Source organism: Variovorax sp. VNK109 (assembly GCF_049445855.1).
Taxonomy (GTDB): domain Bacteria; phylum Pseudomonadota; class Gammaproteobacteria; order Burkholderiales; family Burkholderiaceae_C; genus JAGOCV01.
In genome coordinates this window covers 358041-381329 of sequence record NZ_JBMSDV010000004.1, presented here as the reverse complement: position 1 = coordinate 381329, position 23289 = coordinate 358041, and the positions used below count along the sequence as shown (strand labels likewise).

The window sequence follows — 23289 nt, the reverse complement described above, 5'->3', positions numbered from 1 at the left end:
CGTATCAGGCGTTGCGTCTGCCGTACTGTTGCACAAACAGCGCGATCGCGCCGGCCACCACGCCCCAAAACGCCGAGCCGATCCCGGCTATTGCCACGCCGCTGAGCGTGACGAGGAAAGTGATGACAGCGGCCTCGCGGTGTGCCTCGTCGGCCACCGCCTGCGCCAGGCCTGTGCCGATGGTGCCCAGCAATGCCAGGCCCGCGATCGCAGCGACCAGTTCCTTCGGGAACGCGGTGAGCAATCCCGTCACCGCCGCGCCGAAGATGCCGATGAGCACATACAGCGCGCCGCAACAGACGGCGGCAGTGTAGCGCTTGTCCGGGTCTTCATGCGCCTCGCGGCCCATGCAGATGGCCGCCGTGATGGCGCTCAGGTTGAGTGCGAACGCGCCGAACGGCGCGAGCACCAGCGTGGCGACACCGGAGATGGTGATGAGCTTCGACACCGGCATGTCATAACCCGACGCGCGGATCGCCGCCACACCCGGCAGGTTCTGCGAGGCCATGGTCACCACGAACAGCGGCAACGCCAGGCTGATGGCCGACTGCCAGGTGAAGTCCGGCATGGTGAAGATGGGCATCGCCAGTTCGAAGCGGATGGCCGATGTGTCGAATTCACCGCGCGCGGCCACGAAGACGATGGCTGCCAGCAGCGTGAGCGGCACCGCGTAACGCGGCAACAGGCGACGCCCGATCAGGTAAGTCATGAGCATCACCACGACGAGCGGCAGCGCGGTTTGCGCGGCGGTGAACGCCTGCAGCCCGAAACGCGCGAGCACGCCCGCGAGCAGCGCAGAGGCGATGGCCATCGGGATGCGGTTCATCACGCGCTCGAACCAGCCCGTCACGCCGAAGAGCGTGATGGCTGCGGCGCTGATCATGAACGCGGCCACCGCCTCACCCATGCCGTGGCCCGCGCCCGCAACGGCCAGCACCGCCGCACCCGGCGTGCTCCAGGCGATCATCACAGGCTTGCGCAGCCACAGCGACGGCAGCGCCGAGCACAGGCCCATGCCCAGGCCGAGCGCCCACATCCACGAACTGATGATCTCCGGCGTGGCCCCGAACGCCTGCGCGGCCTGGAACACGATCGCCACCGAACTGGTGAATCCCACGAGCACGGCGACGAAGCCCGCGGTGAAGGCCGACAGGCTCACGTCCTTGAAAAATCGCATGGGCCGCATTGTGCCCCCGGCACCTTACGCGCACCCGGCCGCCCGGTTCAACCGCCGATGTCAGCCGCCCAGGTAAGCCTTGGCCAGCGAACCGTCCGCCGCGATTTCTTCCGCCGTGCCCTGCTGCACGATGCGCCCGCCTTCGATGACGTAGGCGCGGTCGGCCAGCGCGAGCGCGAGGCCCGCCATCTGGTCCACCAGAAGCACGGTCATCTGGTCCTGCCGCAGCGTGTCGAGCGCAGCGAACAGTTCCGCAATGATCTTCGGCGCCAGACCGAGCGAGGGTTCGTCGAGCAACAGCACGCGTGGCTGCGACATGAGACCGCGTGCGATCGCCAGCATCTGCTGTTCGCCGCCCGAGAGCAGGCCTGCGCGCTGGTGCAGCCGTTCACGCAGGCGCGGAAAGCGTTGCAGCAACGATTCCATGCGCGCATCGATGCCGGTGCCATCAAGGAATGCGCCGAGGCGCAGGTTGTCGCGCACGCTCATCTCGGGGAAGACCTGCCTGCCTTCGGGCACGAGCGCGAGACCGTGCGCGACGATGCGTTCGGCCGGCAGCGCGGTCAACTCCGTTCCTTCAAGGTGGATGCCACCTTTCACCGGGCGATGCAATCCGGCGAGGGCACGCATCAGCGTGGACTTGCCCGCGCCGTTGGCACCGAGCAGCGCCACCATCTCGCCGCGCCTTACTTGCAATGAGATGCCATGCAGCACGGGATCGGCGCCATAACCCGCGACGAGTTTCCCGACACCGAGCATTTCGGGTGCGCCGCCGGTCGAAGCGCGCGGCGCGCCCGACGACTGCAGTTCCAGCGATTCACCCAGATAGGCCTGCCGTACCGCCGGGTTCGCCTGCACCTCGACAGCCGTCCCGACAGCAAGCCGCTGCCCGGCATCGAGCACCACGACGTGATCGGAGATCCCCATCACGAGCGTCATGTCGTGCTCGACCAGCAGCACGCCCATGCCCTGCATGGCGATGCGCTTCAACAGCGCGGCGAGCTGGTCCTTGTCTTCGCGTGACAGGCCGGCGGCCGGTTCGTCGAGCAGGAGCATCGCAGGCGATGTGGCGAGCGCACGCGCGATCTCGACGAGACGGCGGTCCACGTGCGGCAGATCGGCCGCGAGCGTGGCCGGGTTGCCGTTGTAGCCACAGAACGCCAGCAGTTGCCGCGCGCGTTCGCGCACTTGCGCGTCGCGGAAGCGCGCTGCGCCCAGCAGCGCACCGAGCTTGCCGCGTCCGGCCGCGAGGGCCACGTTGTCCTCCACCGACAGACTGCCGAAAAGCTGCGAGGTCTGGTACGTGCGCGCAACGCCGGCACGCGCGATGCGGCTGGCCGTCAGGCCCTGCAGCGACGACGCGCCCAGCGAGAAACCGCCTGCGGTGGGCTTGTAGAAGCCGCTCAGCATGTTGAGCGCGGTCGTCTTGCCCGCGCCATTGGGCCCGATGAGGCTGGTGACCTCACCCGGCTTCGCTTCGAAGCTCAGGGACTGGACCGCCCGTACGCCGCCGAACTGCATGTCCAGCGACTGCGCGGCGAGAGGCAGACCGCGCAATGCCGCCGGCACTTCGAGTTGCACGACGTCACGCCCGGCCACTGCGGCAGGCAACGCGGGCCTTGCGGGCTGGAACTTCTGCACCATGCGCCGCCAGAGCCCGGCCACGCCATCCGGCGCGGCCCACAGCACCACGAGCAGCAGCGCGCCGAAGAAGAGCAGGCGGTATTCCTCCAGTCGCGCCAGCGCCTCGGGCAACAGGCCCACGATGACAGCACCGATGACGGGCCCGGCCATCGAGCCTGCGCCACCGATCATCACAACCAGCACGAAGAGGATGGACTGGCCGAAGCCGAAGGTGTGCGGCGTGACGAAGCCCGACAACGGCGCAAACAAGGCACCCGCCGCGCCTGCGCAGACGGCGGAGATGGCAAACGCTGCCGTCTTCACGACAAGCGGGTTGAGCCCGATAGATTCCGATGCCGTTTCGCTGTCACGCACGGCCCGCAGGCCCGCGCCCCAGGTGCCACGCGAAAGCAGCGCGTAGCCGAGCAGCAGCACACCCGCAAGCGCCACGGCGATCATCGCCGCAGCACGTTCACCCGATGCAAGCGAACCGAGCGCAGGCCCGGCGATGCCCATGATGCCGTTCTGCCCGCCCGTGAGATCGCGTGCTTCGACGATCACATGTTCGACGATGAAACCGAAGGCGATGGTCACCATCGCAAGGTACGGCCCCTTCACACGCAATGCGGGCAGCGCGAGCAACCCGCCCATCACACCTGCCGCGAGCGCAGCCAGCGGCCACGCCGCCCAGAAACTGAAGCCCGCCTTGCTGGTGAGGATGGCGACAACGTAAGCACCGATGGCATAGAAGCCGACGTGGCCGAACGACACCTGGCCCGACAGCCCGATGAGCACATTGAGCCCGATACCCACCGCCGCGAGCAGCGCGACATTGGCGATGACGAAGACGTAGTAGCCGTTGACGCGCGTGAGCAGTGCACAGGCTGCGATGACGACCAGCAGCGTAAAGACCGCAAGGCCGAGGAAACTCTTGGATTTCATGCCGCCGCTCAGACTTTCTTCACGGCAGCGCGGCCGAACAAGCCGTTGGGCCGCATCGCGAGCACGACGATGACGAGGCCGAAGGTCAGGATCTGCGTGTAGCCCGAGCCCAGCGTCGCGGTGATCAGCGCTTCGGCCGTGCCGAACAGCAGGCCCGCGATCATTACGCCCCAGGCACTGGTGATGCCACCGAGAATCGCGACCGCGAACGCCTTCAGGCCGAACAACGTGCCCATGTCTGCATGCACGTTGAAGAGCGGCGCAATCAGCACACCGGCAATACCTGCGAACAACGCCGACAACGCGAACGCACCCGCAACGGCGCGACGGATCGGGATGCCCATGAGCCGCGCCGCATCCCGGTTCTGCACCACGGCCAGCAGGCCGATGCCCCAGCGCGTGCGGCGCGAGACGAAGTGCAGCACCGCCGCAAGGGAAAGGCCGATCACCGGAATCAGCAACTGCAACGGATACACGCCGAGCCCGAGTTCACCGAAGCGCAGCGGCGTGACCGCCAGCGGCGACGGCAGGCTGCGCGGCTCCTTGCCGAAGGTGAACATCACGAGGTTGTCCACCACGATGCCGAGGGCAACGGTGGCCATGAGCCACGCGTCCGATCCCCGGCTTGCGAACGGGCGCACCGCCGCCACCTCGACCAGCAGGCCATAGAGCGCGCACAGCACGAGCGCCAGCATGATCGCCGGCACCAGCGGCCAGCCCAGCGTCTGCGCAAAGGCGAAGGTGAGCACCGCGCCCAGCATCATCGTGCTGCCCTGCGCGAAGTTCACCGTCCCCGACACCGCGAACGTGACATGAAAGCCCAGGGCCATGAGCCCGTACATGCTCCCGAGGCCGAGGCCACTGATCCAGGCGGAAAGAAGCATGATCAGGCGCCGCGCTGGGCCGCCCCGAGCAAGCCTGCACCCCCTCGGGGGGCAGCGACCCGCGCAGCGGCGGAGCGTGGGGGCTTGTTCATTTCACCATCCCGACAGGAAGGATCCGGTTGTCGATGAACTGCGCCCACACGTAGTCGGAAGACGACACGGCGTCATGCACCGCCGGCGTGAACGGCTTGTCGTAGGTCTTGATCAGGCCTTCGTACCTGCCGATCTTGTAGAAGCCCTGGCGCACCGCGTCACCATCGGTGGAGCCGGCCGCGGTGATGGCCATGGCGGCGAGCATCATGCCGTCGTAGGCATTGGCCACGCCGACAGCGGGCGTGATGTCGTCCGGGCCTTTCACGTTCGGGTACTTGGCCTTGAGTGCAGCGATGACCTTCTCACCCACCGGGCCCTGCTTGCCGAAGAAGCTGTACGTCTGCACGAAGTGCACGTTCTTGCCGTTCGGGCCGGCCAGTTCGGTGAACCGGCCGCCGGCCGGACCCCAGTGCGACACGATGGGAACCTGCCAGCCCATGCGGTCGAGCGACTTGACCACCTGCGCCGAGGGACCGACGTTGCCCACCATGAAGAGCGTGTCGGCCCCGGCGGCCTTGAGGCGTGTGAGCTGGGGCACGATGTCCACGTCGTTGGCCTCGAACTTCTCCACTCCCACGGCCTTCATGCCCTTGGCGGCCAGCGCTGCGTGCAGGCCCTTCTCGTTCGATTCGCCCCAGGGGTTGTTCACCAGGATCATGCCGAACTTCGACGACTTGAAATTCTTCTGCGCGTAGTCGAGCATGCCGACGTTGACGATCTCGTCCACGGCCGACACACGGAATGCGTAGTTGGGGTTCGCACCATTCTTGGTGATCGGCGTGCCCGCCGCCCAGGGGCCCATGAACGGCACCTTCTCCTGGTTGATCACCGGCACGATGGCCATGGACACCGGCGTGTCGAGGCCGCCGAACAGCACGGCCACCTTCTCCCTGAAGATCAGTTCGCGCGCAGCCACCACGCCCTTGGCGGGGTTGGCTTCGTCGTCCCGCCGCACGAGTTCCAGCTTGCGGCCGCCCAGCAGGCCGCCCTTGGCGTTGATCTCGTCGATGGCCACGGTCAGGCCGCGCGTGATCGCTTCGCCGGCCAGCGCCGACTGGCCTGACAAGGCGGTGACCAGGCCGATCTTGATGGGTTCGTTGGCGAACGCCACGCCGGAGGCGGCCAGGCTGGCTGCGGCAGTGGCGGCCAGCATGAAACGGCGGCGCGTCGAGAGTCGGGACAGTGAGGTCATGGCAAATCTCCGGGAGAAATGAGAGGGGGGCACAAAAAAGTGGCAGAAGTGGACTTCAGGCCACGCTGCCGCCGGAGAATGCAAACCCCGTGCCATGTCTACAAAACACATTTATTTTTGTCGACATTATTAATAATGCTTTGTAGACAATCGGCACGAGTCTTGCTCGGACAAAGCCATGCGCGTTCGTGCACCACGACCGTGCCGACCACAGGAGAACACCTTGAGCCATGCATTGAAAGAGGGCGCGGCCCGCGCCCCGGCCGCCCTGCCCACCGACCCCGGCGAACTGATCGACGAGTACCTGCGAATCATCATGATCCCGGACCCCGAAGGCGTGGCGCACTTCGTAGCGCCGGGATTCAGGATCCGCTTCACCGGCAACCGGCCCATGAGCAAGCCCGGCGATACATCGGCCTTCAACGCGAAGCGCTATGCGTGGGTGAAGAAGCGCATCGAACGCACGGAAGTGGTCGCGGGTGGCACGCCGGAAGAAACCGTGGTCTACAGCCTCGGCACGCTCTACGGTGCGTGGCCCGACGGCACGCCGTTCGAAGGCAACCGCTATGTGGACCGCTATGTGATCAGCCACGGCCTCATCACCGAGATGGACGTGTGGAACGACAGCGCCGAATGGCTGCTGGTACGCGCGGGCCTGGCCACCCCATGAGCGCGCAGCCCGCAGGCCCGGCCTGGCCACAGGCGCTGCCCCGGCACGACCGTTTCGACTATTCGCCGATCACACGGCGGCCCGGCTACACGTGGCCCGGCGGTGCACGGCTCGCGGTGTACCTGGGCTTCAACATCGAACACTTCGCCTTCGGCAACGGCCTGGGCGCGAATCTCGGGCCGGTCTCACCGCAGCCGGACGTGCTCAACCACAGCTGGCGCGAATACGGCAACCGCGTCGGTGCCTGGCGATGCCTGGACCTGTTCGATTCGCTGAACATGACGGCGGCGACGCTGGTCAACACCGCGCTCTACGACCATTGCCCGGAACTCGTGGCGGCCTGCGTCGCGCGCGGGCATGAGATCGTCGGCCATGGGCACAGCAACGCGGAGCGGCAGGGCGCGTGGAGCGAAGCTGCAGAGCATGCGTTGCTCGCGTCGTGCCGCGACATCATCGCGAAGCAAAGCAGCCACGCACCGGCCGGATGGCTGTCGCCCTGGATTTCGGAAAGCCTCGTCACGCCCGACCTGCTGGCCGAAACCGGCTACCGCTACACGCTCAACTGGTGCCATGACGACCAGCCCGTGCCGATGCGCACGCGCGGCGGGCAGGTGCTGTGGTCGATCCCGTATCCGCAGGAGATCAACGACATCCCGATGGTCATGGGCCGGCAGATGGACATGCGCGACTTCGCCGACATGATCATCGACAACTTCGACGAGATGCTGTCGCAGGCCAATCATGCGACGAACCCGCAGCCGCTGGTGATGGGCATCGCGCTGCATCCGTACATCATCGGGCAGCCGTACCGGCTGAAGCACCTGCGGCGCGCGCTGGAACACATCGCTCGCGCGCGGGATGGCGGCGAGGGCGTGTGGTTCACCACGCCGGGGGCGATCTGCAGTCATGTCGAGTCCGTTGCCCAAGCGCGGCCGGAAGAATTCGCGCAGGCGTTCGGAAACCCTGCCGTTTCGTCTCCGGTTGCGGCGGGCGGCGCATAATCGGCGACGCTTCTCCACCGTCCATGCCCCGCACCAAGACGCCCCTGCCATCCGTTGCTCCCGCCGCGCCCGAACCGGCTGCGGCAATTGCGTCGGTCGATCCGTCTGCGGAGGCACAGAACAGCGAGCTCGACGTCGAGGAGCGCATCTACAAGTCGGTGTTCGACAGCGTGATGAACCAGCGCCTCGCGCCCGGCACCAAGCTGCCCGAAGCCGCGCTGTGCGATCTGTTTGACGTGAGCCGTGCCACGGTGCGCAAGGTGCTGCAGCGGCTCGCGCACGACCACATCGTCGAGCTGCGGCCGAACAAGGGGGCCGTCGTCGCGTCGCCGACACCCGAGGAAACGCGGCAGATCTTCGAAGCGCGCCGCACGCTGGAAGCCGGCATCATCCGCCTCGCGGTGCAGAACGCCACCGACGAAGACCTCGCCGACCTGCGCCAGCGCATGAAGCGCGAGCACGATGCGATGCACCGCTTCTCGCAACCGCAGTGGGCGCGTCTCGCGTCGTCGTTCCACATCCGCCTGGCGGAGCTCGCGCGCAACCCGGTGCTGGAGCGTTACCTCACCGAGCTTGTGTCGCGCTGTTCGCTCATCGTCGCGCTGTACGAACCGCCTGGCAACGCCTCGTGCGAACACGACGAGCACGAAGCGCTGGTGGACTGCATCGAACGCCGCGATGCGGACAAGGCCGTCGCGCTGATGGAAGAGCACCTGCTGGTGCTCGAGCGCAACGTCTACCTGCAACAGGAAACGCCGCAGCGCACGCTGGGGCGCATGCTCGGGCTGTCCTGAGCGGCACCTACCGGTTGTTCAGATCTCGATCTTGCTGCCCAGCTCCACCACGGAGTTGCTCGGCAGGCTGAGGAACTCGGCCGCCGCGCCGGCGTTGTGGTGCATCTGCGCAAAGAGTTTCTCCCGCCAGGGCGCCATGCCGCTGCCGATGGTGGGCACCACCACGTCGCGCGAGAGGAAGTAGCTGGTGAGCATCGGCTCGAGATCGCAGCCCCGCGTGCGCACTTGCTCGAGCGCGCGCGGCAGGTCGGGGTCGTTCTTGAACCCGTAGTGCACGATGACCTGCCAGCAGTGGTGGCCGAGCGGCTCGATCTCGATGCGCTTTTCCATGCCGATCCACGGTACTTCATGCGTACGCACCGTCACGAAGAGGTTTTCCTCATGCAGCACCTTGTTGTGCTTGAGGTTGTGAAGCAGCGCGTTGGGTACGGTTCCGGGCTCGGCCGTGAGGAACACTGCCGTACCGTCCACACGCGTGGGCGGACTCACGAACACCGACTCGAGGAAGCTGCGCAGGTCGATGGAGTCGGCTCGCACCTTCTCGGCCATCAGCGCCCGCCCGCGTTTCCACGTCATCATGATGGTGAACATGGAGGCGCCGATGACCACCGGGAACCATCCGCCCTCAACGATCTTGAGGGCGTTGGATGCGAAGAAAAGCAGATCGATCAGGAAGAAGACGCCAGTCGCGGCGACGCACAGCGCCAGGGGAAGCTTCCATGCATAGCGGATGACGAAGAACGTCAGCACGGTGGTGATGAGCATGTCCGTGGTCACCGCAATCCCGTAGGCCGTTGCGAGATTCTCCGACGTCTTGAACAGTCCCACGGCCAACACGATGGCCACGAAAAGCGTCCAGTTGACCACCGGGATGTAGATCTGTCCGGCTTCGCGCACCGAGGTGTGGCGAATTTCCATGCGCGGCAGATAGCCCAGCTGGATCGCCTGCTTGGTGATGGAGAACGCCGCCGACAGGAGCGCCTGTGACGCGATCACCGTGGCGGCCGTCGCCAGGATCACAAGCGGAACCAGCGCCCACGACGGTGCCATCAGATAGAAAGGATTCGATATCGCAGCAGGGTTGTAGAGCAGCATCGCTCCCTGCCCGAAATAGTTGATGACCAGCGCAGGCATCACGAGGCCGAACCAGGCGAGCCGGATCGGTTTCTTGCCGAAATGCCCCATGTCGGCATAAAGCGCCTCGGTGCCGGTGACGGCAAGAACCAGGGCTCCGAGCAGCACAAAGCACGTGACAGGCTGCTGCACGATGAAGCGCAGCGCATGGTGCGGACTCAATGCGCCCAGCACCTCGGGATGCGCCAGGATGTGCGGCACACCGAGCACGGCGATGGACAGGAACCACACCGCACAGACCGGACCGAAGAAACGCCCGATTCCCGACGTGCCGTTCTTCTGCACGAAGAACAGCAGGAAGATGATGACCAGCGCCGCCGGCACGACATAGCGGTGCATCGCGGGCGAGATCAGCTCCAGCCCCTCGACGGCGGACAGCACCGAGATCGCCGGCGTGATGACGCCGTCGCCGTAGAAGATCGCCGTGCCGAAGATGCCGACCCCCAACAGCCAGCGCCGTAGCTGGGGCTTGTCCTGCACGGCCGTCGAAGCCAGCGCGAGCATGGCGATGAGGCCGCCTTCACCGTTGTTGTCGGCCCGCAGGATCAGCGTGACGTACTTGAGCGAAACGACGACGGTGACGATCCAGAACACCATCGACAGCACGCCATAGATGTTCTCCGGCGTGAGCTCGATGTGCCCGGTGTTGAAGACGACCTTGAGCGCGTACAGGACGCTGGTGCCGATGTCGCCGTAGACAATGCCGATGGCGCCGAGGGTGAGCGCCGCAAGAGACGATTTGGATGCAGACACGAACGGTCCCCGCCGCAGGGGCCGGCGGGGTTGTTGCTTTTGGGACCGCTATTTTGCGCCCGTTTGGCTCATTCGTAGACTTCGGCGTCCGGATCGGTGGCTTCGAGCTCGTAGCTCGCGCCCAGCATGGCCAGGCGGCCGATCACGCCATACATATAGAACCGGTTGGGTGCGCTCGCACCCGGCTTGACACCCGGCTGAGGTAAGTGCGCACTCTCGGCAAATGCCAATGGCACGAAGCTCGCGCCCGGGGCGTTGAGGTTCTCGTCCGTGCCGCGCTCGGCATGCACGCGGTAGAAGCCGCCCACCACGTAGCGGTCCATCATGTAGACCACCGGCTCGGCGACGGCGTCGTTCATGCGCTCGTTGGTCAGCACGCCTTCCTGGATGATGACGTCGTGCACTTCCTGGCCGTCCTTGATGACGGACATCTTGTTGCGCGTCTTGCGGTTCAGCGATTCGAGGTCCTTCACGTCGCGCACGGTCATGATGCCCATGCCGTACGTGCCGTTGTCGGCCTTGACCACCACGAACGGCTTCTCGTTGATGCCGTATTCCTTGTACTTTCGACGGATTTTGGTCAGCAGCGCATCGACATTCGTCTGCAGGCATTCCATGCCCGTGCCCTCGGCGAAGTCCACTTCACCGCACTTGTTGAACATCGGGTTGATCAGCCACGGGTCGATGCCCAGCAGCTTGCCGAATCGCTTGGAGACTTCCTCGTAGCTCTGGAAGTGGTTGCTCTTGCGACGCACCGACCAGCCGCCATGCAGCGGCGGCAGCAGGTACTGCTCGTGGATGTCTTCCAGGATGCCGGGAATGCCCGCCGACAGGTCGTTGTTCAGCAGGATGGTGCACGGGTCGAAGTCCTTGAGACCGAGACGGCGCTTGCTGCGCACCACCGGCTCGATGGTGAGCGATTCGCCGTTGTGCAGGTCGATCTTCGTCGGCTTCTTGATCTCGGGGTTGATCGAGCCGATGCGCACGTTCAGCCCTGCCATGTTGAAGATGCGCATGAGCTGCGCCACGTTGGCCAGGTAGAAGGTGTTGCGCGTGTGGTTCTCGGGAATGATCAGCAGGTTGCGCGCCTCGGGGCAGATCTTCTCGATCGCCGCCATTGCCGCCTGCACCGCCAGCGGCAGCATCTCCTGCGTCAGGTTGTTCCAGCCGCCCGGGTACAGGTTGGTGTCCACCGGCGCCAGCTTGAAGCCCGCATTGCGGATGTCCACGGAGCTGTAGAACGGCGGCGTGTGCTCCATCCACTCCAGCCGGAACCAGCGCTCGATCGCCGGCATGGAGTCCAGCACACGCTGTTCGAGTTCGTTGATGGGGCCGCTGAGGGCTGTGACGAGATGGGGGACCATGGGGACTCTCGGGCTGCAGGCGGCAGGATACGCCGAATATTTGACAGCGATTGTAGGGAATTGGGGGTTCCTCGCAGGCTTGCAAGTACCGGCCGTTCGAAAACAGCCTACCTCCGCCAGAACGAGGGGGTCAGCAACGCAATGAAGCTCAGGAGCTCGAGGCGACCCAGCACCATCGCGAGCGTGCAGACCCAGACCTGGAAATCGGTGAGCACGCCGAAATTCGACGCCGGCCCGACCGCGCCCAGTCCAGGCCCCATGCAGTTGACACTGGCGATGACCGCACTGAACGCCGTGACAGGCTCGAGGCCCGAGAGCATGAGCACCAAGCTCAAGCCGATGATCGTCCCGCCGTACACCAGCATGTAAGCCAGTACCGCGAAGATGACCCTGTTGTCGACCACGCCCCCGCCCAGGGTGACAGGCTGGACGGCATTGGGATGCACCAGCCGCCGCATTTCCCGCCTCGCCTGCTTGAGCAGGATGAGCATGCGGACCATCTTGATGCCCCCACCGGTGGATCCGGCGCTGGTGGCCACACCGGACAGCAACAACATGAACACCGGAACGAACGCCGGCCAGCCCAGGTAGTCGACCGTCGCATATCCCGTCGTCGACGCCACCGATATGAGGTGGAACATGCCGAGCCTCAATGCAAAGAGCGGCTGCAGCCCGCCCTGTGCCCACAGAAGGAAAGAAGAAAACAGGCCGCCGCCGACCAGCACACCCAGTGTTGCACGCAGCTCGGGGTTCTGCCACATGCCTCTCAGGCTCCCTTTGCGCAGCGCAATGAAATACAGGGCGAAATTGCAACTTGCCACGAGCATGAAGAAGATGGCGATCGACTCCAGCAACGGCGACTGGAAATGGCCGAAGCTTGCATCGTAGGAAGAGAGCCCGCCCAGACTCACCGTCGTGAACATGTGCATCACGGCATCGGGCAGCGACATCCCGCCTGCCCAGTAGCCGAACGAGCAGCCGAGCGAGAGGATTGCATAGACGCCCCAAAGGCCCTTGGCAGTCTCGGTCATCCGCGGTGTGAGTTTGGTGTCCTTCAGAGGCCCTGCGGCTTCGGCCCGGAAAAGCTGGGCACCGCCCACCCCCAGCAGGGGCAGCACCGCCACGGCGAGCACGAGAATGCCCATGCCGCCCAGCCATTGCAGGAAGGTGCGCCACATGTTCACGGACAGCGGCAGGGTATCGAGACTGGTCATCACCGTGGCGCCCGTGGTGGTCAAACCGGAAACAGCCTCGAAGTACGCGTGCGTGAACGTGATCGGTCGCCCGATGGCATGCATCACTGACAGCAGGGGGAGCGAGGCCGCCAGCGGTAGCAGCACCCAGGTGAGCGTCACGAGCATCACGCCGTGTCGTGGCTGCAGTTCCTGCCGGTAGCGCTTGAGCCCGCGCCACAGCAGGAACCCCAGGACCATTCCGAGCCCCATGGGCCATGCATAAGCCCAGCTCAGCCGCTCCTGCCATGCGACAGCCATCGGCAGCAGGAGGCTCGCAGAGAAGAACGTCAGCAGGATGCCGAACACGCGCAGGACGGGAAAAAGATCCTTCATCGCGGTCGCGGACGCTCAGAAGAAGGTGGCGCTCACGGCAAACAGCTTTTCCACGTCCCGCACGAGGCGCTTGCGCGGGATGAAGATGATCACGTGATCGTTGCTTTCAACCACGGTTTCGGCGTGCGGCACGATGACTTGCACGTCTTCCGGCGCCATCTCGGGCAACGTGGCGCCCTCTTCGACGTCCGGCAATCCCCGCACGATGAGCCCGAAGTGAGCTTCACGCGGCAACTTGATCTCCCCGACGGGGCGACCCACCACACGGGAAGTCTTGCGATCCCCGTGCGCGACGATTTCCAGTGCCTCGGCCACGCCACGTCTGAGGCTGTGCACAGCCTGCACGTCGCCACGCCGCACGTATGCCAGCAATTCGCCCAGCACGGCCTGAGCCGGGGACAGCGCAATGTCGATCTGCGTGCCGTGCATCAGCTCGGCGTAAGAACGGCGGTTGATCAGTGCCAGCACGCGCCGCGCTCCCATTCGCTTGGCAAGCAGGCACGACATGATGTTGTCCTCGTCGTCGCTGGTCAGCGCCAGGAAAAGATCGATGTGCTCCACGCTTTCTTCGGCAAGGAGGTCTTCATCGGTCGCATCGCCCTGGAGCACGAGCACGTCGGAGGGCAAGCCGGACGCCAGTGCAACACATTGGTCCGGCCGGCGTTCGATCACCTTGACCAGAAGGTCGCGATCCGGCCCCGACAGCTGCCGGGCAACACGCAGGCCCACGCGGCCACCACCGGCAATCATGATGCGGCGCACGGGACGGCGTGTTTCGTCATGCCGGTGCAGCGCATGCAATACCTTGGGAATGTCTTCACGCGCCGAGAGCACGAACACTTCGTCGCCCGGCTCGATGCGCGTGTGGCCTTCGCAGACGATGAAGCGGTCGGGCTCGTCGGTCAGCCGGCGGTAGATGGCGACGATGCGCATGTCGGTGCCCGGCACACACTCCCTCAGCTCGGCGATGCTGTGCTGCACCAGCGGCGCACCGGCGACGGCACGGACCGATACCAGACAGGCCCGTCCGCCTGCGAACTCGCGCACTTGCAGTGCTTCGGGATAGTCGACCAGCTTGAGGATGTAGCGTGTGAGCGAATCTTCGGGGCAGATGACGCGGTCCACTGCAAAGCCATCGCGCCCGAGCAGGTTTGCATCGGACTGGATGGCCGGCGAACGCACGCGCGCGATGCGCGTGGGCACCTGGAACAAATGGTGCGCCACCTTGCAGCAGACGAGATTGGTTTCGTCGTTGGCGGCGCAGGCAACGAGCAGATCCGCGTCGCGCGCACCAGCCTCCTCCAGCACCAGGGGTTCCACGCCATTGCCGACCACGCCGCGCAAGTCGAAACGGTCTTCGAGTTGGCGAAGACGCTCGGCGTCAGTGTCGATGACCGTGATGTCATTGCGCTCGGAGACCAGACTCTCCGCCACGCTCTCACCGATGCGGCCCGCGCCAAGGATGATGATCTTCACAACAGCGAGCCAGCCCTGTTGTCGGTCGGCCCTACCGGCGGACCTCGCCGTTGCCCAGCACGATCCACTTGAGCGAAGTCAGCCCTTCGATGCCGACCGGACCGCGCGCATGGAACTTGTCGGTGGAAATGCCGATCTCGGCGCCGAGACCGAACTCGAATCCGTCCGCGAAGCGGGTGCTTGCGTTCACCATGACGCTGGCGGAGTCCACCTCGCGCAGGAAGCGTTGCGCGTGCATGTGATCGCGCGTGAGGATGGCGTCGGTGTGGTGCGACGAGTAACGGTTGATGTGGTCGATGGCCTCATCCACGCCCGCCACCACCTTGATGCTGATGATCGGCGCGAGGTATTCCTCGTACCAGTCCTGCTCGGTGGCGGCCACCAGCTTCGCGCCGGCCAGACCGCCGAGGATGGCGCGCGATTCCTCGTCGCAGCGCATCTCGACGCCCTTGGCGGCATAGATGGCACCGATCTTCGGCAGGAATTCCCTTGCCACGCCGCGCGCCACCAGCAGGCCTTCGCTCGCGTTGCAGGGGCTGTACTTCTGCGTCTTGGCGTTGTCGGCCACGACGACGGCCATGTCGATGTCGCAAGGGTCATCGACATAGGTGTGGCAGTTGCCATCCAGGTGCTTGATGACGGGCACCCTGGCTTCCCGGCTGATGCGCTCGATCAGGCTCTTGCCGCCGCGCGGGATGATCACATCCACATACTGCGGCATGGCGATCAGCTGGCCGACGGCTTCGCGGTCGGTGGTCTGCACCAGTTGCACGGCTTCGGCCGGCAGGCCGGATTCGACCAGCGCCTGCTGCACCAGCTTCGCCAGTGCGCGGTTGGAGTCGATGGCTTCGGAGCCGCCGCGCAGGATGGCCGCGTTGCCGCTCTTGATCGACAGGCTCGCCGCCTCGATCGTCACGTTGGGGCGGCTCTCGTAGATCATGCCGAACACGCCGAGTGGCACGCGCATCTGGCCCACGCGGATGCCGCTGGGCTGCTGCTTCATGCCGATGATCTCGCCGATGATGTCGGGCATTGCGGCGAGCTGTTCGCAGCCTTCGGCGACGGTGTCGATCACCCTGGATGTGAGCTTGAGGCGGTCCACCATCGGGGCGGACAGGCCGGCAGCGGTGGCGCGCTCGAGGTCCCTGGCGTTGTCCGCGGCCAGGCTGTCCCTGCTCTCACGCAGCAGCGCCGCCAGGCGACGCAACGCGCGGGCCTTGGACGCGGCATCGGCGCTGGCCATGCGTGCAGACGCCGCACGGGCCTGCATGCCCAGCGTCTGCATGTATTCGGCGATGTTCAGCGCGTTCATGCCGGCATTGTCCCACGGCCTGCAAAGCCCTGCGGGCGGGACGCTGCCGACGGATTGCGCATGGCGCATTCGCGGCAGACCATGCCTGCCAGCCGGTGCAGCGCCTGCCAGCCGTCGGCCGGCCAGTCGGGCTGCTTGAGGCCTTTGACGATGCCGTCCACCTGATGGGCCGCATGCAGCAGGTTGTCGAGCGTTGTCGGCGTGAGCAGCGGCAGCACACGTTCATACAGCCGTTCCTTGACGCCCCAGACGCGCTGCTCGCGCAGTGCCATCGGCAGCGGCCGGCCCGACTGCACCGCGTCCTTCACGCGCTTGAGTGCCCGGATGTCCTCGGCCAGTGTGTAGTGCACCAGCACTTCGGCCTCGCCCTCGGCTTGCAAGCCGTCGAGCATGCGCGTCACACGCCCCAGTTGTCCGGCCAGCACGGCTTCACCGAGCTTGAACACGTCATAGCGCGCCACATTGAGAACGGCGCTTTCCACCTGATCGAACGACAGTTCGCCCGCCGGATATAGCAGTGCGAGTTTCTGGATTTCCTGGTGCGCCGCGAGCAGGTTGCCCTCCACGCGGTCGGCAAAGAATTGCAGCGTGCGCTGGCCGTCCTCACCGCCGGCGACGCGCTGGTCCTGCCGCGCGAGCCGCTGCGCAATCCATTGCGGCAGTGCCGCGCGCTCCACCGGGTCGAGCTGCACGGTCACGCCTGCATTCTCGAGCGCGGTGAACCAGGCGCTGCTCCTGGTCATCTTGTCCAGGCGCGGCAGCAGGACGAGCGTGAGCGTGCTGTCGTTGCCCACTGCACCCTCAGCCAGTTGCTGCAGCGCGGTGCTGCCATCCTTGCCCGGCTTGCCGGAAGGGATGCGGATCTCGACGACCTGCTTGTCCGCGAACAGGCTCAGTGAACCGCCTGCAGCCAGCACCTCGCTCCAGTCGAAGTGCGCGCCCGCGACGGTGTGCGACGTGCGCTCGGTGTAGCCCTGCTCGCGTGCTGCGGTGCGGATGGCGTCCGCCGCCTCCTGCACCAGCAACGGCTCGTCACCGTGCAGCGTGTACAGCGGGCGCAGGCCCTTCTGCAGATGCGCCTGGATCTGCGCAGCTGCGAGCTGCATGTCAGATTCCTTTCACCGCAGCAAGGCGGCGCATGGTCTGCTGCACGATGTCGCTCTGCATGTTGCGATACAGCAGAAGTTCTTCCGCTTCCTTCGCGAGAGCGGCGGATTCGCTGTAGCTGATGTCACGCTGCTGCAGCAGTTCGACCGGCGCGATGATCTCGGTGCCCTCTGCATTGCGCAGGCGGAACTTGAAGCGCACACGCAGCTGGAATTCGCGCACCTGGCCCGTGGTGCCCAGGCCCACTACCACCTTCTCGCGCTGCTCGGTGAGCACGTCGAGCGTCACCTGCGCTTGCCCGGGGACACGGCCATCCACCACTTCAACGGCCCCCGTGCTGGCGATCGAGCGGCGCAGTTCCACGAGCAGGGGCGAACGCTCCGCTCCGGCCAGATGGATCGTCTTGAACGGAAACTCGGGCGCGCGGCGCAGCTCGAAACCGCACCCCGCCAGCAGGAAGGCCGAGGCACCGGCGAGAAGAATCGTGCGACGCTGCATGCGCTTGCCTTTCAGACCACCACGTTGACCAGACGGCCGGGCACCACCACCACCTTCTTCGGTGTGGCGCCTGCGGCCTGCTTGACGAAGGCTTCACTGTCCAGTGCGGCCTTCTCGATGTCCTCCTTCGATGCGCCGGCCGCCACGCGGATGGAGCCGCGCAGCTTGCCATTGACCTGCAGCATCAGCTCGATCTCGTCCTGCACCAGCGCGCCTTCGTCCACCTGCGGCCAGGCGGCATCGAGCAGGTCGCCATGACCGGCGGTGTAGCCCAGCTGCTCCCACAGGGCATAGGCGATGTGCGGGCACACCGGATACAGCACGCGCAGCAGGATGGAAAAGCATTCCGCGATTGCAGCACTGTCCGCGCTGCTGACCGCCGCTCCTTCACCGAGCTTCGCGTCCTCCAGCGTGTTGAGCATCTTCATCACGGCGGAGACCACCGTGTTGTATTGCATGCGCTCGTAGTCGTAGTTGGCCTGGCGCAGCACGGTGTGCACCTCGCGGCGCAGTGTCTTCGCAGCGGGCGAGTAGCTAGTGCCGTCGGATGCGAGCCCCGACTTGATCACCGACGCGTTCTTCACACCGAAACCCCACACGCGTCGCAGGAAGCGGTAGCTGCCTTCGACGGCTGCGTCGTTCCACTCGAGCGTGGCTTCGAGCGGCGCAGTGAACATGGTGTACAGGCGCGCGGTGTCGGCGCCGTACTTCTCGATCAGGTCCTGCGGATCGACACCATTGTTCTTGTTCTTGCTCATGGTGCCCACGCCTTCGTAGGTCACCATCGTGCCGGCAGGCAGGTCGCCCTTGGCTTCCTTGAGCTTTGCGCCCGTCACCTTGCCGGCAGCGTCATGCACGTCTTCCACCTCGTGCGGCCAGAAGTACTCGATGCCGCCCTTCTCACCCTTGCGGGAGTAGATGTGGTTGAGCACCATGCCCTGCGTCAGCAGTTTGGTGAACGGTTCGTCCGCCTTCACCAGGCCCAGGTCACGCATGACTTTGGTCCAGAAGCGCGCATACAGCAGGTGCAGGATCGCGTGTTCGATGCCGCCGATGTACTGGTCCATCGGCATCCAGTAGTCGGTGCCGCCGGCGACCATCTTCTCGCTGTTGGTCGGGTCGCAGTAGCGCATGAAGTACCACGACGAATCGACGAAGGTGTCCATCGTGTCGGTTTCACGGCGAGCTTCCTTGCCGCAGACCGGGCACTTGCAGGCCAGAAAGTCCTCGCGCTTGTTGAGTGGATTGCCGGAGCCGTCGGGCACACAGTCCTGCGGCAGCACCACAGGCAGGTCCTTCTCGGGCACGGGCACCGCGCCATGCTCGGCGCAGTGGATGATCGGGATCGGCGTGCCCCAGTAGCGCTGGCGGCTCACACCCCAGTCGCGCAGACGCCAGGTAGTCTTCTTCTCGCCCAGGCCCTTGACGGACAACGCATGCGCCACGGCATCCACGGCTTCGGTGTACTTCATGCCGCTGAAGCTGTCGGAGTTGATGGTCACACCGTTCTGCTTGTCGGCGTACCACTCGTGCCACTGGCTGTAGTCGTAATGCTCCTTGCCCACCGACACAACCTGCTTGATCTCGAGGTCGTACTTCTTGGCGAACGCGAAGTCGCGCTCGTCGTGCGCGGGCACGCCCATGACGGCACCGTCGCCATAGCTCATGAGCACATAGTTGCCGACCCACACCGGTACCTCCGCTTGGGTGAGCGGATGCCGCACCGTGAGGCCGGTCGGCATGCCTTCCTTTTCCTTGAGCGCGAGCTCGGCCTCGGTGGTGCCGCCCTTCTTGCAGTCCTCGATGAAGGCTGCGAGCTTCGGGTTGGTCTGCGCTGCATGCGTGGCCAGCGGATGCTCCGGCGCCACGGCGCAGAAGGTCACGCCCATGATGGTGTCGGCGCGCGTGGTGAACACATGCATGTGCCCGCCGCCGATCAGCGCACCCGACGCGTCACGCACGTCATGCAGGAATGCAAATCGCACACCGCTCGATTTGCCGATCCAGTTCTCCTGCATCAGGCGCACCTTCTCGGGCCAGCCAGGCAGCTTGTTCTGCACGTGGTCGAGCAGTTCCTCGGCGTAGTCGGTGATCTTCAGGTAGTAGCCGGGAATCTCGCGCTTCTCGACCACGGCACCCGTGCGCCAGCCTTTGCCGTCGATCACCTGCTCGTTGGCCAGCACGGTCTGGTCCACCGGGTCCCAGTTCACGACCTGGGTCTTGCGGTACGCGATACCCTTCTCGAGCATCTTGAGGAACAGCCACTGGTTCCACTTGTAGTAGCTTGGGTCGCAGGTGGCGACTTCACGCGACCAGTCGATGGCCAGCCCCATCGCCTGCATCTGCTTCTTCATGTAGGCGATGTTGTCGTACGTCCACTTCGCAGGCGGCACGCCGTTCTTGAGCGCCGCGTTCTCGGCCGGCAGGCCGAACGCGTCCCAGCCCATGGGCATGAGCACGTTGTAGCCGCTCATGCGCAGGTGGCGCGTGAGCATGTCGTTGATGGTGTAGTTGCGCACATGGCCCATGTGCAGCTTGCCACTGGGGTAAGGCAGCATCGAGCAGGCGTAGTACTTCTTGCGCGATGCGTCCTCGGTCACGCGATAGGCGTCGCGGCCGGTCCAGGTCGCCTGAGCGGACTTCTCCACATCGGCGGGTGTGTATTTGTCTTGCATTGAAAGGGAATTGCAGCGGCGCGCCCGTGGCGCGCACCTGCCGGGATTTTAGGCGTTCGCCGCAGCCGTCGTCAGGGTCTGGCGGGCGCAGGGGTTTCGGCCACGAAACCGATGCGGTTGAGCCCGGCCTTCTGTGCGATGCCCATGAGTTCCACCACGCGGCCGTAGGGCACGGTGGTGTCGGCGCGCAGCTGCACCTCGGTGTCCGGGTTTCGGGCCGCGGACGCCGCCAGACGCTCGGCCAGCACCTGCGGGGTGACAGGCTGGTCGTTCAGGAAGGCCTGGCCGGACTTGTCCACCACGAGCGTGACGAACTTCGGCGCTTCGTTGGGCCGGGCCGCGTCGGTGCGCGGCAGGTCGAGCCGGATGCTGCTGGCCAGCAGGGGCGCGGTGATGATGAAGATGACCACCAGCACCAGCATCACGTCGACCAGCGGCGTCATGTTGATCTCGCTGATCGGCTGGTTGGGTTTGCCGCTGTCCAGCCGGCCGAAGCTCATGCGTTGCTCCCGCCGGGGGCGAGCAGTTCGCGCAGGTCGCGCGCGAAGCCTTCGAGCTCGGCCTCGATGCGGCCGATGATGCGGCCGAATACGTTGTAGGCCAGCACGGCGGGGATGGCGACCGCCAGACCGGCGGCAGTCATGATGAGTGCCTCGCCCACGGGGCCGGCCACGCGGTCGATGGTCAGCTGGCCCGCGCTGGCGATGCCGGTCAGCGCGTGATAGATGCCCCACACCGTGCCCAGCAGCCCCACGAACGGCGCCGTCGAACCCACCGTGGCCAGCAGCACCTGGCCGAACTGCAGACGATGCAGCCCCGCATGCAGGGCGCCGCGCAGGACGCGCGTGAGCTGCTGCGACCGGTCACCTGCCGCAGCGAGCGTACCGGCGGCGGCGCCTTGAAGCCGCCCGGGCGTGCGGGCCGCTTCGACCAACGGGACGACGAGTTGCTCACGGTCGAAGGCAGCGACGCGCGGCTGCGCTTCATCCATCGACGCAGCCTGCCAGAAGGCAGCCGTGGCACGGGTGACGTCGGCGCCAGCGCGGCGCAGCATCCAGGCTTTCCAGAGGATCACGACCCAACTGGCAATCGACATCGCCAGCAGGAGCAGCGCAACGCCCTTGCTGACCGCATCGCCTTGCGCCAGCAGCTCGAGGATGTTCATCCGTTCAGGCCGAGCACGTCGAACATGTCGAACATGCCGGTCTTGTGGCTGGCCAGGAAGCGTGCGGCGCGCAGGCTGCCCTGCGCATAGGTGGTGCGGCTGGACGCCTTGTGCGTGATCTCGATGCGCTCGCCGGTGCCGGCGAACAAGACGGTGTGGTCACCCACGATGTCGCCGCCACGGATGGTGGCGAAGCCGATGGTGGACGGATCGCGCTCGCCCGTCACGCCTTCGCGCGCGTAGACCGCGCAGTCCTTGAGATCGCGGCCCAGCGCATTGGCGAGCACTTCGCCCATCTTGAGCGCGGTGCCCGAAGGCGCATCCACCTTGTGGCGGTGATGCGCTTCGATGACCTCGATGTCGTAGCCGGTGGACATGGCACGCGCAGCCATGTCCAGCAGCTTGAGCGTGACGTTCACACCCACACTCATGTTCGGCGCCATGACGATGGCGATGTCCTTCGCGGCCTCGGCGATCTGCGCCTTCTGCCCATCGGAAAAACCGGTCGTGCCGATGACCATCCTGACACCAGCGCTGCGGCAGGCCTTCAGGTGCTCCAGCGTCCCCTCGGGCCGCGTGAAGTCGATCAGTACATGCGCGCCCTTCACGCCGGCTGCCATGTCGTCGGTGATGGTGACGCCGCTGGCGTGGCCCAGGAAGGCCGTGGCGTCCGAGCCGATACCGGGGCTTGCCGGCACATCCAGCGCGCCGGCCAGCACGAAGTCACTGCTGCCGCGTACGGCCTCGATGAGCATGCGGCCCATGCGGCCGGAAGCGCCCGCGATGGCGATTCGAACGGGAGCGGTCATCAGCGACGCGGCGCTTCCAGCGGGGGGTAGCTCTGCGGCACGGTGGGCGCAGCAGCCTGCGCGGGCGGTGCAGCAGGCACGGGGAATTTCTTGAGATCGGCTTCGCTCGCTTCGAGCTCGGGCACCTTGGCGCCCTTGCGGCGCGAGTCCAGCGAGGCCACGAATTCGGCTTCGGAAGGCATCTCGTCGCCCTCGAAACGGTCCAGCTCGTCGCCCTTGAAGAACACGGTGAGGCGACGGGCCTGCGGGTCCACGCCCTGGCGGCGGATGGTGAAGACATAGTCCCAGCGGTCGTTGTGGAACACACTGGAGAGCAGCGGCGAACCCAGCACGTCACGGACCTGGTTGCGGGTCAGGCCGGGCCGCAGCGCATTGACCTGCTCCTTCGACACGAAGTTGCCCTGCACCACCTCGACCTTGTAGGGCTTGACGATGCCCGCCATGCTGGTGGTGGCACTGCGCATGCTGCCGCACGCCGTCAGGGCGGCGCAGGCTGCGACCGCCAGAAACGGCAGGAAACGGCGCGAAAAGGAGGCTGACAGGAGTCCTGACATGGGTCAATCGGGTAGCGATATGATCGGGCCATTGTAGCGCTGCGGTTCCGGGCGCCCGCACGCGAAGGACACACATGGGCAACATCGACGAACTCAAGAGCACCGGCCTGAAGGCCACCCTTCCGCGGCTGAAAATCCTCGAAATCTTCCAGAAGGGCGCCCAGCGCCACATGACGGCCGAAGATGTGTTCCGCGTGTTGCTGGACGACCGTTCCGACATCGGCCTGGCCACCGTCTATCGCGTGCTCACGCAGTTCGAGCAGGCCGGCATCCTCAACCGCAGCCATTTCGAAAGCGGCAAGGCGGTTTACGAGATCAACGAAGGCCAGCATCACGACCACCTGGTGTGCACCTCGTGCGGCCGTGTCGAGGAGTTCTACGACGCCGAGATCGAGAAGCGCCAGCAGGCCGTGGCCAAGGCCAAGGGCTGGATCCTGCAGGACCACGCCATGTCGCTCTACGGCCTGTGCAGCAACTGCGCCAAGACCAAGTAAGCCG

Annotated in this window: 20 protein-coding genes; 4 read left to right on the top strand and 16 right to left on the bottom strand. The window is 65.6% G+C overall.

Translation table 11 applies throughout. The features are described from left to right. Positions 1-4 precede the first annotated feature (4 nt). From ACO2Q9_RS16140 to ACO2Q9_RS16125, 4 genes are all read right to left on the bottom strand, one after another. Positions 5-1177 (bottom strand): benzoate/H(+) symporter BenE family transporter, encoded by a 1173-nt coding sequence (locus tag ACO2Q9_RS16140; RefSeq protein WP_423312823.1) that lies wholly within the window; start codon positions 1175-1177, stop codon positions 5-7. 60 nt (positions 1178-1237) lie between these two features. After that, the gene (locus tag ACO2Q9_RS16135; RefSeq protein ID WP_423312822.1) at positions 1238-3742 is read right to left on the bottom strand and encodes an ATP-binding cassette domain-containing protein; all 2505 of its coding nucleotides are present in this window, start codon (positions 3740-3742) and stop codon (positions 1238-1240) included. Between the two features lie 8 nt (positions 3743-3750). After that, the gene (locus tag ACO2Q9_RS16130; protein ID WP_423312890.1) at positions 3751-4629 is read right to left on the bottom strand and encodes a branched-chain amino acid ABC transporter permease; all 879 of its coding nucleotides are present in this window, start codon (positions 4627-4629) and stop codon (positions 3751-3753) included. Between the two features lie 85 nt (positions 4630-4714). After that, a complete protein-coding gene (locus ACO2Q9_RS16125; RefSeq protein ID WP_423312821.1) occupies positions 4715-5911 on the bottom strand; it encodes an ABC transporter substrate-binding protein in 1197 nt (398 codons plus the stop codon). A 316-nt stretch (positions 5912-6227) separates the two neighbouring features. Here ACO2Q9_RS16125 and ACO2Q9_RS16120 point away from each other — a divergent pair, with 316 nt between their 5' ends. The 3 genes from ACO2Q9_RS16120 to ACO2Q9_RS16110 are packed head-to-tail and all read left to right on the top strand — an operon-like array spanning position 6228 to position 8376. Then, on the top strand, positions 6228-6581 hold the full coding sequence (locus ACO2Q9_RS16120) for a nuclear transport factor 2 family protein (protein WP_423312889.1): 354 nt from the start codon (positions 6228-6230) through the stop codon (positions 6579-6581). Continuing rightward, positions 6578-7582, top strand: coding sequence for a polysaccharide deacetylase family protein (locus ACO2Q9_RS16115; RefSeq protein WP_423312820.1), 1005 nt, complete (start codon positions 6578-6580; stop codon positions 7580-7582). The genes ACO2Q9_RS16120 and ACO2Q9_RS16115 overlap by 4 nt, the downstream gene beginning before the upstream one ends. A gap of 23 nt (positions 7583-7605) precedes the next feature. Next, on the top strand, positions 7606-8376 hold the full coding sequence (locus ACO2Q9_RS16110; RefSeq protein ID WP_423312819.1) for a GntR family transcriptional regulator: 771 nt from the start codon (positions 7606-7608) through the stop codon (positions 8374-8376). 18 nt (positions 8377-8394) lie between these two features. On the opposite strand, the gene ACO2Q9_RS16105 is transcribed toward ACO2Q9_RS16110, so the two are convergent. The 12 genes from ACO2Q9_RS16105 to ACO2Q9_RS16050 all read right to left on the bottom strand — a co-directional run bounded on the left by ACO2Q9_RS16105 (position 8395) and on the right by ACO2Q9_RS16050 (position 22779). Next, on the bottom strand, positions 8395-10263 hold the full coding sequence (locus ACO2Q9_RS16105) for a potassium transporter Kup (RefSeq protein ID WP_423312818.1): 1869 nt from the start codon (positions 10261-10263) through the stop codon (positions 8395-8397). A 68-nt stretch (positions 10264-10331) separates the two neighbouring features. Beyond that, the gene (gene gshA / locus ACO2Q9_RS16100; protein ID WP_423312817.1) at positions 10332-11627 is read right to left on the bottom strand and encodes a glutamate--cysteine ligase; all 1296 of its coding nucleotides are present in this window, start codon (positions 11625-11627) and stop codon (positions 10332-10334) included. A 107-nt stretch (positions 11628-11734) separates the two neighbouring features. Continuing rightward, positions 11735-13195, bottom strand: coding sequence for a TrkH family potassium uptake protein (locus ACO2Q9_RS16095; RefSeq protein ID WP_423312816.1), 1461 nt, complete (start codon positions 13193-13195; stop codon positions 11735-11737). Positions 13196-13210: 15 nt separating this feature from the next. Next, entirely contained in the window at positions 13211-14671 is a 1461-nt protein-coding gene (gene trkA, locus ACO2Q9_RS16090) for a Trk system potassium transporter TrkA (protein ID WP_423312815.1), read from the bottom strand. 31 nt (positions 14672-14702) lie between these two features. Beyond that, positions 14703-15983, bottom strand: coding sequence for a glutamate-5-semialdehyde dehydrogenase (locus ACO2Q9_RS16085; protein ID WP_423312814.1), 1281 nt, complete (start codon positions 15981-15983; stop codon positions 14703-14705). Beyond that, on the bottom strand, positions 15980-17089 hold the full coding sequence (gene holA, locus ACO2Q9_RS16080; protein WP_423312813.1) for a DNA polymerase III subunit delta: 1110 nt from the start codon (positions 17087-17089) through the stop codon (positions 15980-15982). Before holA ends, ACO2Q9_RS16085 begins: the two co-directional genes overlap by 4 nt. Position 17090: 1 nt before the next feature. Then, positions 17091-17588 (bottom strand): LPS assembly lipoprotein LptE, encoded by a 498-nt coding sequence (gene lptE / locus ACO2Q9_RS16075; protein ID WP_423312812.1) that lies wholly within the window; start codon positions 17586-17588, stop codon positions 17091-17093. Positions 17589-17599: 11 nt separating this feature from the next. Next, the gene (leuS, locus tag ACO2Q9_RS16070; protein ID WP_423312811.1) at positions 17600-20263 is read right to left on the bottom strand and encodes a leucine--tRNA ligase; all 2664 of its coding nucleotides are present in this window, start codon (positions 20261-20263) and stop codon (positions 17600-17602) included. 71 nt (positions 20264-20334) lie between these two features. Further along, on the bottom strand, positions 20335-20763 hold the full coding sequence (locus ACO2Q9_RS16065) for an ExbD/TolR family protein (RefSeq protein WP_423312810.1): 429 nt from the start codon (positions 20761-20763) through the stop codon (positions 20335-20337). Beyond that, on the bottom strand, positions 20760-21428 hold the full coding sequence (locus tag ACO2Q9_RS16060) for a MotA/TolQ/ExbB proton channel family protein (protein ID WP_423312809.1): 669 nt from the start codon (positions 21426-21428) through the stop codon (positions 20760-20762). The genes ACO2Q9_RS16065 and ACO2Q9_RS16060 overlap by 4 nt, the downstream gene beginning before the upstream one ends. Next, positions 21425-22237: a 4-hydroxy-tetrahydrodipicolinate reductase gene (gene dapB / locus ACO2Q9_RS16055; RefSeq protein ID WP_423312808.1), complete on the bottom strand. Its 813-nt coding sequence runs from the start codon at positions 22235-22237 to the stop codon at positions 21425-21427. Before dapB ends, ACO2Q9_RS16060 begins: the two co-directional genes overlap by 4 nt. Beyond that, the gene (locus ACO2Q9_RS16050; protein WP_423312888.1) at positions 22237-22779 is read right to left on the bottom strand and encodes an outer membrane protein assembly factor BamE; all 543 of its coding nucleotides are present in this window, start codon (positions 22777-22779) and stop codon (positions 22237-22239) included. Before ACO2Q9_RS16050 ends, dapB begins: the two co-directional genes overlap by 1 nt. A gap of 86 nt (positions 22780-22865) precedes the next feature. Between ACO2Q9_RS16050 and fur the strand changes: the two genes are divergently transcribed. Then, positions 22866-23285 carry a ferric iron uptake transcriptional regulator gene (fur, locus tag ACO2Q9_RS16045; protein ID WP_423312807.1) on the top strand — a complete coding sequence of 140 codons (420 nt, stop codon included), beginning with the start codon at positions 22866-22868 and terminating at the stop codon, positions 23283-23285. Positions 23286-23289 lie beyond the last annotated feature (4 nt).